The sequence below is a fragment of the Streptomyces sp. NPDC032126 genome (assembly GCF_055580085.1).
Map to the genome: position 1 here is coordinate 499,927 of NZ_JBVIMA010000002.1, position 12,644 is coordinate 512,570.

At 73.3% G+C, this 12,644-nt stretch carries 10 protein-coding genes; 7 read left to right on the plus strand and 3 right to left on the minus strand.

Annotated features, from left to right (window positions below; all coding sequences use genetic code 11):
- Positions 1–235: 235 nt before the first annotated feature.
- The 3 genes from aceE (at position 236) to ACZ5NW_RS10795 (ending at position 4,616) form a co-directional block, all read left to right on the plus strand.
- Positions 236–2,941: a pyruvate dehydrogenase (acetyl-transferring), homodimeric type gene (gene aceE / locus ACZ5NW_RS10785; protein WP_468743456.1), complete on the plus strand. Its 2,706-nt coding sequence runs from the start codon at positions 236–238 to the stop codon at positions 2,939–2,941.
- Between the two features lie 73 nt (positions 2,942–3,014).
- Positions 3,015–4,004 carry a helix-turn-helix transcriptional regulator gene (locus ACZ5NW_RS10790; protein WP_468743457.1) on the plus strand — a complete coding sequence of 330 codons (990 nt, stop codon included), beginning with the start codon at positions 3,015–3,017 and terminating at the stop codon, positions 4,002–4,004.
- Between the two features lie 93 nt (positions 4,005–4,097).
- Complete coding sequence (locus ACZ5NW_RS10795) at positions 4,098–4,616, plus strand: DUF4240 domain-containing protein (protein ID WP_468743865.1); 519 nt, start codon at positions 4,098–4,100, stop codon at positions 4,614–4,616.
- A 22-nt stretch (positions 4,617–4,638) separates the two neighbouring features.
- Here ACZ5NW_RS10795 and ACZ5NW_RS10800 read toward each other — a convergent pair whose 3' ends face one another.
- Positions 4,639–5,538: a peptidoglycan recognition protein family protein gene (locus tag ACZ5NW_RS10800; RefSeq protein WP_468743458.1), complete on the minus strand. Its 900-nt coding sequence runs from the start codon at positions 5,536–5,538 to the stop codon at positions 4,639–4,641.
- A 193-nt stretch (positions 5,539–5,731) separates the two neighbouring features.
- On the opposite strand from ACZ5NW_RS10800, the gene ACZ5NW_RS10805 reads away from it, so the two are divergent.
- On the plus strand, positions 5,732–6,916 hold the full coding sequence (locus ACZ5NW_RS10805; RefSeq protein ID WP_468743459.1) for a MarP family serine protease: 1,185 nt from the start codon (positions 5,732–5,734) through the stop codon (positions 6,914–6,916).
- A 3-nt stretch (positions 6,917–6,919) separates the two neighbouring features.
- On the opposite strand, the gene ACZ5NW_RS10810 is transcribed toward ACZ5NW_RS10805, so the two are convergent.
- Complete coding sequence (locus ACZ5NW_RS10810; RefSeq protein ID WP_468743460.1) at positions 6,920–7,414, minus strand: GNAT family N-acetyltransferase; 495 nt, start codon at positions 7,412–7,414, stop codon at positions 6,920–6,922.
- 70 nt (positions 7,415–7,484) lie between these two features.
- Between ACZ5NW_RS10810 and ACZ5NW_RS10815 the strand changes: the two genes are divergently transcribed.
- Entirely contained in the window at positions 7,485–8,378 is an 894-nt protein-coding gene (locus ACZ5NW_RS10815; protein ID WP_468743461.1) for a TIGR01777 family oxidoreductase, read from the plus strand.
- Between the two features lie 217 nt (positions 8,379–8,595).
- Positions 8,596–10,068, plus strand: coding sequence for an NAD(P)/FAD-dependent oxidoreductase (locus ACZ5NW_RS10820; protein WP_468743462.1), 1,473 nt, complete (start codon positions 8,596–8,598; stop codon positions 10,066–10,068).
- A gap of 63 nt (positions 10,069–10,131) precedes the next feature.
- Here ACZ5NW_RS10820 and ACZ5NW_RS10825 read toward each other — a convergent pair whose 3' ends face one another.
- Positions 10,132–11,610: a regulator gene (locus ACZ5NW_RS10825; protein WP_468743463.1), complete on the minus strand. Its 1,479-nt coding sequence runs from the start codon at positions 11,608–11,610 to the stop codon at positions 10,132–10,134.
- 232 nt (positions 11,611–11,842) lie between these two features.
- Here ACZ5NW_RS10825 and lipB point away from each other — a divergent pair, with 232 nt between their 5' ends.
- Positions 11,843–12,643: a lipoyl(octanoyl) transferase LipB gene (gene lipB / locus ACZ5NW_RS10830; RefSeq protein WP_468743464.1), complete on the plus strand. Its 801-nt coding sequence runs from the start codon at positions 11,843–11,845 to the stop codon at positions 12,641–12,643.
- The last annotated feature ends 1 nt before the right edge of the window (position 12,644 follow it).

The following is a 12,644-nucleotide window of genomic DNA, read 5'->3' on the forward strand; positions in this document are numbered from 1 at the left end:
ACCTGCGAAAACCTGTCGAAAACGCGGCACCCGGTGCCTGCCCGAAAGGCACCCCGTGCCTAGTTTCTCGTGATCATGAGGTTTTTCCCGTTCCCCCTTTGATCGATCATCGATCAGGGAGTTACAGTCGCCGACGGACCTCCACCGAGGTCTCCGCCCTGTCCTGCCAAAGACCAAGGGCACCCCCGAACCCTTACCGATGAGGGAACCCCCTTCGACTGAGGAAGGCGGCGACATGACCGACCCCAACGCCATCCAGCCGAGCGAGCTCGACCAGCTCCCGGACCGCGACCCCGAGGAGACCGCCGAATGGCAGGCCTCGCTGGACGCCGTCACCCAGGCGGCCGGGCCGCACCGTGCCGCGTACCTGATGCGCCGCACGCTGGAGCGCGCCGAGGGCAACGGCATCGCGCTGCCCAAGCTGCTTGAGACGGACTACGTCAACACCATCCCGACCGCCGCCGAGCCGGGCGTGCCCGGCGACGAGGCGATGGAGCGCCGGATCACCGCGTGGAACCGCTGGAACGCGGCCGCGATGGTGACCCGCGGCAGCAAGCACGGCGTCGGCGGCCACATCGCCACCTTCGCCTCCGCCGCCTGGCTCTACGAGACGGGCTTCAACCACTTCTTCAAGGGCAAGGAGGGCGACGGCTCCGGCGACCAGCTGTACATCCAGGGCCACGCCTCCCCCGGTATCTACGCCCGCGCCTTCCTCGACGGCCGGCTGACCGAGCAGCACCTGGACAACTTCCGCCAGGAGTCCGGCGGCAACGGCCTCCCGTCGTACCCGCACCCGCGCCGGCTGCCCTGGCTGTGGGAGTTCCCGACGGTCTCCATGGGCCTCGGCCCGCTGTCGGCCATCTACCAGGCGCGCTTCAACCGCTACCTCACCAACCGCGGCATCAAGGACGTCTCGTCCTCGCACGTGTGGGCCTTCCTCGGCGACGGCGAGATGGACGAGCCCGAGTCGACGGCGGCGCTCGCGCTGGCCAGCCGCGAGGGTCTGGACAACCTGACCTTCGTCATCAACTGCAACCTCCAGCGCCTCGACGGCCCGGTCCGCGCCAACTTCAAGATCGTGCAGGAGCTGGAGGCCCAGTTCCGCGGCGCCGGCTGGAACGTGATCAAGACGCTGTGGGGCACGGCGTGGGACGAGCTGTTCCGGCTCGACACCACCGGCGCGCTCGTACGCCGCCTGCGCGAGGTACCCGACGCCCAGGTGCAGACGTACCAGACCCGCGACGCCGCCTACATCCGCCAGGACTTCTTCGGCAAGGACCCGGCGCTCGCCGTGATGGCGAAGCTGCTGAGCGACGACAAGATCCTGGAGTGCTTCCACCTCTCCCGCGGTGGCCACGAGGCGCGCAAGGTGTACGCCGCCTACAAGGCCGCCGTCGAGTTCAAGGGCGCGCCGACCGTCATCCTCGCCCAGACCGTCAAGGGCTTCACGCTCGGTGAGGGCTTCGCGTCGAAGAACGCCAACCACCAGATGAAGAAGCTGACGGTGGACGAGTTCAAGGCGATGCGCGACCTGCTCGAACTCCCCATCTCGGACAGCCAGTTCGTCGACGGCCAGGTGCCCTACGGCCACCCCGGCGCCGACTCCCCCGAGGTCCGTTACCTCCAGGAGCGCCGCGCGGCCCTCGGCGGCCCGGCCCCGGCCCGCCGCACGCACGCGCTCGCGCCGCTGCCCGCCCCGGCGGAGAAGGCGTTCGCCTCCTTCGACAAGGGCTCCGGCTCCCAGAACGTCGCGACCACCATGGCCTTCGTCCGCCTCGTCAAGGACCTGGTCCGCGACAAGGAGACCGGCAAGCGCTGGGTGCCGATCGTCCCCGACGAGGCGCGCACCTTCGGCATGGAGTCGCTGTTCCCGTCGCTCGGCATCTACTCGCCCAAGGGCCAGACGTACGAGCCGGTCGACCGCGACCAGCTGATGTACTACAAGGAGGCCAAGAACGGCCAGATCCTCAACGAGGGGATCACCGAGGCCGGTTCGATGGCCGACTTCATCGCCGCGTCCACCGCGTACTCCACGCACGGTGAGGCGATGATCCCGTTCTACATCTTCTACTCGATGTTCGGCTGGCAGCGCACCGCCGACCAGATGTGGCAGCTCGGCGACCAGCTCGGCCGCGGCTTCCTCGTCGGCGCGACGGCCGGCCGGACCACCCTGACGGGCGAGGGCCTCCAGCACGCCGACGGCCACTCCCCGGTCATCGCGGCGACCAACCCGGCCGCCCTGACCTACGACCCGGCGTTCGCCTACGAGGTCGCCGTGATCGTCCGCGAGGGTCTGCGCCGGATGTACGGCGAGGCCAAGCCGGGCGAGGACCAGGACGTCTTCTACTACCTGACGGTCTACAACGAGCCGCTGCCGCAGCCCGCCAAGCCGTCCGGCCTGGGCATCGACGAGGGCATCGTCAAGGGCCTGTACCGCTTCAACACGGCGGAGTCGGCGGGCCTGGACGTGGCGGCGGCCAACGCCCCGCGCATCCAGCTGCTGGGTTCCGGTACGGCGATCCACTGGGCGCTGACGGCGCAGAAGCTGCTCGCCGAGGAGTGGGGCGTGGCCGCCGACGTGTGGTCCGCGACCTCCTGGACCGAGCTGCGCCGCGACGCCATGGAGGCGGACGCCGCGCTGCTGAAGGGCGAGGAGCGGGTGCCGTACGTCCGTCAGGCCCTCCAGGGCGCCGAGGGTCCGGTGCTCGCCGTCTCCGACTACATGCGCCAGGTCCCGGACCAGATCGCGCAGTGGGTCGAGCAGGACTACTCCTCGCTGGGTGCCGACGGCTTCGGTCTGTCGGACACCCGTGACGCGGCCCGCCGCCACTTCGGCGTCGACGCCGAGTCGATCGTCGTGGCGGCGCTGGCCCAGCTGGCGCGCCGCGGCGAGGTCAAGGCGACGGCCGTGAAGGAAGCGCGCGAGAAGTACGGCCTGTAATCACCCAGGTCCTGAAGGGGTACGGCGGCCGCCGTGCCCCTTCTTTGTCAGTGGGCCCGTGCAGCATGGCCGTATGCGTGCCGCCCGCCTCATCAAGATGGTGCTCCTCCTCCAGTCCCGCTCCTCCATGACCGCCGCCGAGCTCGCCGAGGAGTTGGAGGTGTCCGAGCGGACCGTCACCCGGGACGCGCAGGCGCTGTCGGAGGCGGGGGTGCCGGTGTACGCGGAGCGGGGGCGGGCCGGTGGGTACCGGCTGATCGGCGGGTACCGGACGCGGCTGACCGGACTGGCGCGCGGCGAGGCCGAGGCGCTGTTCCTGTCCGGGGTGCCGGGGGCGCTGCGGGAGATGGGGCTGGAGGACGCCGCCTCGGCCGCCCGGCTCAAGGTGTCGGCGGCCCTACTGCCGTCCCTGCAAGACGCCCCGCACAGCGCCGCCCAGCGGTTCCATCTGGACGCGCCCGCGTGGTTCCGGGAGCCGGAGACGCCCGCGCTGCTGCCGGCGGTCGCGGGGGCGGTGTGGGACGACCGGCGGATCGGGGCGTCGTACCGGCGCGGTGACGCGGTCGTGGAGCGGGAGCTGGAGCCGTACGGGCTCGTGCTGAAGGCGGGCGTCTGGTACTTGTGCGGGCGGGTGGACGGCGGTTTTCGGACGTATCGGATCGACCGGTTCACGGCGGTCGAGGTGCGGACGGAGCGGTTCGGCCGTGACGAGGGGTTCGATCTGCCCGCGTTCTGGGCCGGGCAGGCGGAGCGGTTCGCGCGGTCGATCCTGCGCGCCGAGGTCGTCGTACGGCTGTCGCCGCTCGGGGTGCGCGGGCTGGCGCACGCCGTGGATCCCGTCGCCGCCCGGGACGCCCTCGCGGACGCGGGCGAGGGGGACGCCGACGGGTGGGTGACCGTGACCCTGCCGGTGGAGTCGGAGGAGGTCGCGCACGCTCAGCTGACCGCGCTGGGCCCGGAGGCGGAGGTGCTCGCGCCGGAGTCGCTGCGCGAGCGCCTGCGCGCGGACGCGGCACGGCTCGTGGAGCTGTACGGCGGGCGGGCGGCCGGGCACCGGCCGTGACCCGCACGGGCCGAGCCGATGACCGCGCAGCGCATAACAATCCGCCGCACTCCGCGTGCGCCCCTGTCGCACAGGCACGATGCTGGACCCGTGATGGACGAGACGGAGTTCTGGGAGCTGATCGACACGTCCCGCGAGGCCGCCGGGGGCGACCCCGAGGAACAGGCCGACGTGCTCGTCGCGCGCCTCCTCGAACGGGACCCCGAGTCGGTCCTCGACTTCGCCCGTCATTTCGAGGCCCGCTACAACCGCGCCTACCGCTGGGATGTGTGGGGCGCGGCGTGGGTGCTGCTCGACGGGGCGAGCGACGACGCCTTCGACTTCTTCCGGTGCTGGCTGATCGGCCAGGGGCGCGACGTCTTCGAGGGCGCCCTGCACGACCCGGACGCGCTGGCCGACCTCCTGGACGAGTTCGACGAGGAGATCGACGGCGACGGGGAGGAGCTGGGATACGCGGCGGACGAGGCCTACGAGCAGCTCACCGGCACCGTCGCACCGGACCTCGGGATCGCGCCGGCGGCCGCCGAGCCGGAGGGCGCGCCGGTCGACTTCGAGAACGAGCGGGTGCTCGCCGAGCGCTATCCGAGGCTGTGGGGCCGCTTCAAGGAGTAGCGCCCGAGACGGTGGGGCCACCTCAAGGAGTAGCGCTCGGGCGGTCGTCCGTTCCGGTGAGCGCTCCGGCGGCCGGGGTGGGCGGGCGGCCCTGGAGGCGGGCCGCGGTCTGCCGGATCTGCGGCAGCCGCGCCATCAGGGCGGCGCCGGGGCAGCTGGTCATGTAGCCGTCCTTGTGGCCGGCGAGGGCGGGCAGCGTGGCGGTCGTGCCGGCGGGGAAGCGGCTGAGGCTGTTGCTGGAGGTCAGCCGTACCGTCGTGCGCGGGTCGACGCCGGACAGGCCCAGCTTCCAGGCCGCCAGCGCGGCGATCGCGTCGGCCATCGGGGGCGGTACGGGCACGCCGGAGGTGAAGGTGCCGATCGCGGCGATACCGGCGGTGCGGTGGTTGAAGCCCTGGGTGTGGGCGCCGGTGACGGGGCGGTCGACGCCGCCGGCCCGGCCCTCGTAGATGGTGCCGCAGCGGTCGACGAGGAAGTTGTAGCCGATGTCGTCCCACTGGCGGGCGCCGGTCTGGCCGGCGTACAGGTAGCGGATGATGCGGGGCGCGTCGGCGCAGTCGTAGCCGTTGGGCGAGTCGGTGTGGTGGACGAAGACGGCGACGACCTTGTCGTCGTAGCGCGGCGGTGGCTGGGCGTGCCGGCTGAGGTCGTCGAGCCAGGCCGAGCGGGGCACGATGCGCGGCCGGACGGCGGTGTGGGGGGAGGCGACGGGGACGGCGGTGGCCGCCCCGGTGCGCCGGGCGCCCGCCGCCTTGCCGGCGGCGCGGTCGACTCCGCCGGCGCACAGCGGCAGGGCGAGGACGGCGAGCAGCCCCGGGAGGCAGCCGAGCACCACGAGCACGGGCCGGGGCAGCCACCCCGGTCTGCCGAGCCGTGCGGGGCGGCGTCTTGGGCCGGTCGGGGCCGGTCGAAGCGGACGCATGGTCCCACTCTCCGGGTGTTCCGGTGCGTCCGCGATGTGTGCTGTGCCACCCGGTGGAACCATCGTCCCGGTCCGTGACGTTTTCCGGGGTACACGCGCGCGTGGCCGGTTCCGGATGCCCCGCGTGCGTGGCTGGCTGATCACTGGGCCCCTCCCCCACGTATGAGAGGGGGTCCGACAGAAAGGCGGCTGCGTGGACCTCCTCGACATCCTGCTGGTGCTCGTCGTCCTGGCCTACGCCGGCTCCGGCTACCGGCGCGGGCTGGTGGCGGGCTGTGTCTCGCTCGCCGGTTTCGTGGGCGGCGCGGCGATCGGCGTGTGGGTGCTGCCGTGGGCGATGGATCTCGTCGCGCCGGGGACCACCGCGGCGACGGTCACCGCGGTGTTCACGGTGCTGGTGCCCGCCGTGGTGGGGCACGAGCTGGCGGGGCGGCTGGCGCTGCGGCTGCGGCGGGAGCTGGACCGGGGTCCGCTCCGGGTGGCGGACGGCGTCGGCGGGGCCGTGGCGAACGGCGTGGCGGTGCTGATCGTGGCGTGGGTGGCGGCGAGCGTGCTGGGCGCGTCGTCGTCGCCGTTGGTGACGAACGCGATCCGGGACTCGAAGCTGCTCGGGACGGTGCAGGACGCGATGCCGGACACCACCCCGGCGTGGTTCTCCCGGGCCACCTCCGCGCTCACCGAGGCGGGCTTCCCGCAGGTCTTCAACCCGTTCGAGAACGAGTCGACGGCCGAGGTGGCCCGCCCGTCCGGGGACAGCGTCACGGCCAGGGCGGCGAACGCGGCCACCATGAGCACGGTGAAGATCGAGGGCGTCGCGGGCGACCAGGGCCGCGAGGGCAGCGGGTTCGTGTACGCGCGCGAGCACGTGATGACGAACGCGCACGTGGTGGCGGGCATCGACCACCCGACCGTGCGCATCGGGGGCGTGGGGCGGTCGTACGAGGCGACGGTGGTGCTCTTCGACCCCGACAAGGACGTGGCCGTGCTCTACGTGCCCCGGCTGAGCGCCCCCGTGCTGTCCTTCGACGCGGCCGCGAAGCGCGGCGACCAGGCGGTGGTGGCGGGGTATCCGCAGGACGGCGACCTGAATCTCCAGGCGGCGACGGTCGCGAACCGGGTGAAGGCGACCGGCCGGAACATCTACAACGACGCGACGGTCACCCGGGAGATCTACTCGATCCGCTCCACGGTCCGCCCGGGCAACTCCGGCGGCCCGCTGCTGACCACGGACGGCCGGGTGTACGGCGTGGTGTTCGCCCGCTCCACCTCGGACGCGGAGACGGGGTACGTGCTGACGGCCGCCGAGGTCTCCGGCGACGCGGAACGGGCGGCCACGGCGACCTCGGCGGTGGACACGGGCGGGCTGATCAGCTCCTGAGCGTCACAGCGGGCGTCCCATGAACACGTCGTCCACATACGCGCCGTCCAGCAGGAACTCCTCGGGCAGGACGCCTTCGACGGCGAAGCCCTCGGACGCGTAGAGCGCCCGGGCGGGGGCGTTGTGGCCGAGGACGCGCAGGGTGATGCGGCGGGCGCCGCGCCGGCGGGCCTCGTCCATGGCCGCGCGGATCAGTGCCCGTCCGACGCCCTTGCCGCGCGCCTCGTCGAGGACGGCGAGGCCCTGTATCTGGCGGACGTGCGCGTTGCAGGCGAGGGGGGTGGGCCGGCCGAGCCGGACATAGCCCAGGACGCGGCCGTCGGCCTCGGCGACCAGGTGGTCCTCGGGGAGGTGCCGCTCGTCGAAGAAGGGTCTGCCGGGTTCCGGCTCGGGCTGGACGGCGTGCAACGGCGACCAGGTGAGGCGGTCGACCCGGGCGAGCGCCTCCTCGTCGTCGGACCGGGCGGCACGGATGACACAGGTGTACGGCTCAGGCATGCGGGTCACCCTAGGGGGGAGTTCGGGGTTCAGACGGGGGTTTTATCGGGTCGCGCGGCAGGATGAGGTCATGCAGGTTTCAAGAATCGCGGTAGCCGGTGCGAACGGCCTGATCGGCGGCGCGCTGGCGCGGTCCCTGGCCGCCGACGGACACGAGGTGGTGCGCCTGGTGCGCCGCGCGGCCCAGGGCCCGGACGAGGTGTGCTGGGACCCCGAGCGGGGGTACGTGGACGCGGCCGGGCTCGCCGGATGCGACGCGGTGGTCAATCTGGCGGGGGCCGGGGTGGGCGACCGGCGCTGGACGGAGGCGTACAAGAAGCGCGTGCGCGACAGCCGGGTCGAGGGCACCCGGGCGCTGGCGGAGGCGATGGCCGGGCTGGAGAAGCGGCCGCGGGTGTTCGTCAACGGCAGCGGGATGGGGTACTACGGCCTGACCGGCGAGCGGGTGGTCGACGAGAGCGCCCCGGCCGGAACGGGCTTTCTGCCCGAGCTGTGCGTGGAGTGGGAGGCGGCGGCCGCCCCGGCCCGGGAGGCGGGGGTGCGGACGGCGTTCGTGCGCACCGGGCTCGTGGTGAGCCGGAGCGGCGGCGCCTGGGGAAAGCTGTTCCCGCTGTTCCAGGCGGGGCTCGGCGGCCGGATGGGCGACGGACGGCAGTACTGGTCGTACGTGGCGCTGCACGACGAGGTGGCGGCGATCCGGCATCTGCTCGACCGGGACGATCTGTCGGGGCCGTTCAACGTGACCGCGCCGGAGCCGCTGACGAACCGTGAGATCACGGCGGCGATGGGGCGGGTGCTGCACCGGCCGACGCTGTTCACGGTGCCGGCGCCGGTGCTGCGGGCGGTGCTCGGCGAGATGTCCGGCGATGTGCTGGGCAGCGCGCGGGTGGTGCCGAAGCGGCTGCTGGAGTCGGGGTTCACCTTCGCGTTCCCCGGGATCGAGGACGCGATCCGGGCCGCCTGACAGCCGTGTGACGTACCGCCCGACAGCTGTGTGACTCACCGTCAGATCCGTAGGTGACCGCACCCGAGCCCTATGCGACCTCTGTGCGACCGTGCTCTGTCCATGCGCGACTGTTCCTGACCGATCGCGACCCTAACCTCGACCCGAACTCGGGTATCCCGGACGCCCGTTGGGGGCATGACGTCTCCACCGGCCGCGCAACCCTGAGGAGGGGCACGTGCATGAGCCCGCAGACCAGGCAGACGTCGTCGTGGTGGGAGCCGGAATCGCCGGTCTCTCGGCCGCGCACCGGCTGACCAGCGCAGGCATAACGACGGCGGTCCTGGAGGCCGCCCCGTGCGTGGGCGGTCGCATGGCGACCGAGAAGGTCGACGGCTTCCGGCTCGACCGCATCGGGCAGTTGCTGTCCACGGCCTATCCCGAACTGGACCTGACACCGGGGCTGGACGCGCTGGTGCTGCGCCCCTTCGCCCCCGGTGTCCTGCTGCACAGCGACGGGCGGCACCACCGCGCGGGCGCACAACCGGGCGCGGGGGGCGCGAGGGGCGCACTTGATGTGGTGCGCGCCCTGGCGAGCGCCCCTCGTCCCTCGGGACGGCCGCTGCCGTCCGGGCTCCCGCGACCGCCCCGGCTGCCCAGGCCGCCGGGCCTGGCCCGGCCGCGCGCGGCCGCCGCCGACAGCTGGGGGGACGGTGTGTCCGGCCCGGTGGCGCCGGCCCGGGTGCGGCCCGGCTCCCCGCTGGGCACGGCCGTGGACCAGGCCCGGCTCGGGGCCGCGCTGGCCCGGCTCGCGACCACGCCCGTCGAACGGCTGCTGGCCCGCACGGAACTGCCGGCCGGCACGGCCCTCGCGGTCCGCGGACTGCCGGCGCGCGCGATCGACGGCTTTCTGCGCCCGCTGCTCGCCGCGCTGCTGTGCGACCCGGAGCTCACGACGTCCAGCCGGTGCGCCGACCTCGCCCTGCGCGCCTTCGTCACGGGGCGGCTGTGCGTGCCGGAGGGGGGCGCCGAGGTCCTGCCGGAGCTGCTCGCCCGCACCCTGCCGACGGGCACCGTGCACACCGGGGTGCGGGTCACGTCGGTCTCCACCACCCGCGTGACGACCGCCGAGCACGGCGAGTTCCGCTGCCGGGCGGTGCTGGTCGCCACCGACGCGCGCACCGCCGCGGAACTGCTGCCGGGGCTGCGGGTGCCCGTCTTCCACCCGGTCACGGTCGTGCACCACACCACCGACGAGGCGCCGCACACCGGGGCCTCGCTGCTGCTGGACGCCGACCGGAGCGGACCGGTCGCGCACACGGCGGTGGTCAGCCGGGTCGACCCGGGCCGGGCCCCCGAGGGACGCGCGCTGATCTCGTCCACGGTCCTCGGCACACCGCCCGGGAACGTCGACACGGCCGTCCGGATGCACCTGGCCCGGCTGTACGGCGTCCCGACCGACCGCTGGGAGACCCTCGCCGTCCACCACACCCCCGAGGCCGTCCCGGCGATGCGGGCCCCGCACGATCTGCGCCGCCCGGTCCGCCTGCTCGCCGGTCTGTACGTCTGCGGCGACCACCGGGACACCAGCACGGTCCAGGGCGCCCTGCACTCGGCCCACCGGGCGGCAGCGGCGATCGTCTCCGACCTGGGCACGACAGGCTCGATGCACACGGCGGACCCGGCCCCGACGGTACAGACAGCCGCGTAGCACCGACGGTGTGGCAGGGGGCGGGGGCGTCACCGTGGCACCCCCGCCCCGCCCGCAGGGCGTTCAGCTCAGGGCCGCCGCCACCTTGTCCCGGTAGCCGCGTACCGCCGCCGCGTCCTTGTACGGCTCCAGCCGGCGTTCGAAATCCTTGATGTACTCGATCGCCCGGACCGAGCGCATCTCCGCCGCCTGGCCGGCCGCCTCCGCGCCCAGCGCGCACGCCTGGTCCAGTTCGCCGAGGCCCAGCCGGGCCGAGGCGAGGACCACCCGGCAGAAGAGACGGCTGCGGGCGAGCCCGGCGGGGCGCAACTGGAGGGAGCGCTCCGCGTGCTGGGCCGCCGCGCGGAACTGCTGGAGGTCGCGGTGGCAGTGGCCGAACTCGTCGGCCAGCTGCGCCTCGTCGAAGAAGCGGCCCCAGAACGGCACCTCGTCGCCCGGCTTGGCGGCCTCCAGGGCACGTTCGGCGCGCACCAGCGAGCCGGTGCAGGCGCGCACCTCGCCCAGGACTCCGTGGCCGCGCGCCTCCACCGCGTGCAGCAGCGCCTGGACGACCGGCGGGGCGCCCGTGCCGACTCCCTGCTGGGCCACCCGCGCCAGCTGCACCGCTTCCCGCCCGTGGCCCAGATAGACCGCCTGGCGGCTCATGGTGATCAGTACGTACGAGCCGTAGGCGCGGTCCCCGGCGGCCTGGGCGAGGCGCAGCGCCTGCACGAAGTAGCGCTGGGCGAGCCCGTGCGCGGCGATGTCGTACGACGTCCAGCCCGCGAGCCGGGTGAGGTCGGCGGCGGCGCCGAACAGCTTGCGGCCGATCTGCTCGCCGTAGACGCCGCGCAGCATCGGCTCGCACTCGTGCTCCAGGTAGCGCACGAGGGCCTGGCGGGCGTGGCCGCCGCCGTATCTGTCGTCGAGGGTGCGGAACAGGTCGGCGACCGAGCGCAGCGCGGCGATGTCGCCGCCGGTGACCCGCTGGCCGGGGCCGCGGTCGCCGCGGAAGCGCGGCAGGACGGGCAGGGTCCCGGCCTCGGGCGGGGCCGGGGTCTTGGCGGGTCGGGCCTGGGCGGGGACGCGGGCGGCGGCCCCCTGCTCGCCGCGGGCGACCTTCTCGTCGGAGCGGCCGATCAGCCAGTCCCGGCTGGGGACCACCAGTCCGGCCGGGGTGAAGGCGATCTTGCGCAGTTCGGCGTGGCTGCCGGAGTCCTTGCGCCACAGCCCGCTGACGATGTCGATGGCCTCCTCGGGCGTGCCCGCGAACTCCAGGCCGGCGTACACCGGCGCGCACGCGTCCAGGCCGAGGTCCTGGGCGGTGAGCCGGCGGCCGAGGCGGCGGGTGAAGACCTCGGCGATCAGCGCGGGGGTGGTGCCCCGGGGCTGCTGGCCGCGCAGCCATCGGGTGACGGATGTCTTGTCGTATCTGAGATCCAGCCCGTGTTCGAGCCCGAGCTGGTCGACGCGCCGGGCCAGACCCGCGTTGGAGAACCCTGCTTCTGCGATGAGCGCGGCGAGCTGGCGGTTGGGAGTGCGCTGCGCGGGTCGTTCCGTCATCTGCGGTGCGGTCTCCTGCCTTCCGGGCATCTGAAGTGCGCGGATTGCCTCTGAGCAGCCCTAATGGCCTCGTGAACGGCGCGAATGTAGCGGAGCGTAAGCAGGCGGTCGCACATTCCGGCACCCATTCATCCGATCGTGTGAGGATTGCCCGCTGGGCTGACGTGTCGGCGGCAGTCGTACAGTGGCGTAGGCGCGTTTCGTGCCTTACGACTTCGAGAAGGAGCTTGCCGTGAGTGAGCTGCGGTTCGTCCGTATGGGGTTCGGTGCCGAGCGGGTCGACTACCAGGTCGCCTGGGACGAGCAGCGCCGCGTGCACGCCGCCCGGTTCGCGGACGAGGTCCCCGACACCTGCCTGCTCCTGGAGCACCAGCCGGTGTACACCGCGGGCCGCCGCACCGCGCCGGAGGAGCGACCGCTCGACGGGACGCCCGTGATCGACGTGGACCGCGGCGGCAAGATCACCTGGCACGGTCCGGGCCAGCTGGTGGGGTACCCCATCCAGAAGCTGCCCCGCCCGGTGGACGTGATCGCGCATCTGCGCCGCCTGGAGGACGCGATGATCGCGGTCTGCGCCGAGTTCGGCATCGCCACCTCACGCGTCGAGGGCCGGGCCGGCGTCTGGGTCCTGGGCGACCCGGTCGAGGAGCGCCCCCGGTTCGGCGGGCTGACGCTCGACTTCGACCCGCGCGCGAGCGACCCGGAGTTCGACCCGCGCCTGAACGGCCCCGAGTACGCGCCCTCCAACGCCGGACAGCGCCGCGAGGACCGCAAGATCTGCGCCATGGGCATCCGCGTGGCCAAGGGGGTCACCATGCACGGCTTCGCCCTGAACGTGAACCCGGACACCTCGAACTTCGACAAGATCATCCCCTGCGGCATCCGTGACGCCGGGGTGACGTCGCTCTCGTACGAACTCGGCCGCGAGGTCACCATCGACGAGGTGCTGCCCGTCGCCGAGCGCCACCTGAAGGCCGTACTCGAGAACGCGGAGCTCAGGCCCCGGGAGATCGAGACGACGCCGGCCGCCTGAC

Excerpts from the sequence above, each read along its gene's own strand:
- aceE (WP_468743456.1), top strand. The coding sequence starts at position 236 with ATGACCGACCCCAACGCCATCCAGCCGAGCGAGCTCGACCAGCTCCCG.
- ACZ5NW_RS10790 (WP_468743457.1), top strand. The coding sequence starts at position 3,015 with ATGCGTGCCGCCCGCCTCATCAAGATGGTGCTCCTCCTCCAGTCCCGC.
- ACZ5NW_RS10795 (WP_468743865.1), top strand. The coding sequence starts at position 4,098 with ATGGACGAGACGGAGTTCTGGGAGCTGATCGACACGTCCCGCGAGGCC.
- ACZ5NW_RS10800 (WP_468743458.1), bottom strand. The coding sequence starts at position 5,538 with ATGCGTCCGCTTCGACCGGCCCCGACCGGCCCAAGACGCCGCCCCGCA.
- ACZ5NW_RS10810 (WP_468743460.1), bottom strand. The coding sequence starts at position 7,414 with ATGCCTGAGCCGTACACCTGTGTCATCCGTGCCGCCCGGTCCGACGAC.
- ACZ5NW_RS10815 (WP_468743461.1), top strand. The coding sequence starts at position 7,485 with ATGCAGGTTTCAAGAATCGCGGTAGCCGGTGCGAACGGCCTGATCGGC.
- ACZ5NW_RS10825 (WP_468743463.1), bottom strand. The coding sequence starts at position 11,610 with ATGACGGAACGACCCGCGCAGCGCACTCCCAACCGCCAGCTCGCCGCG.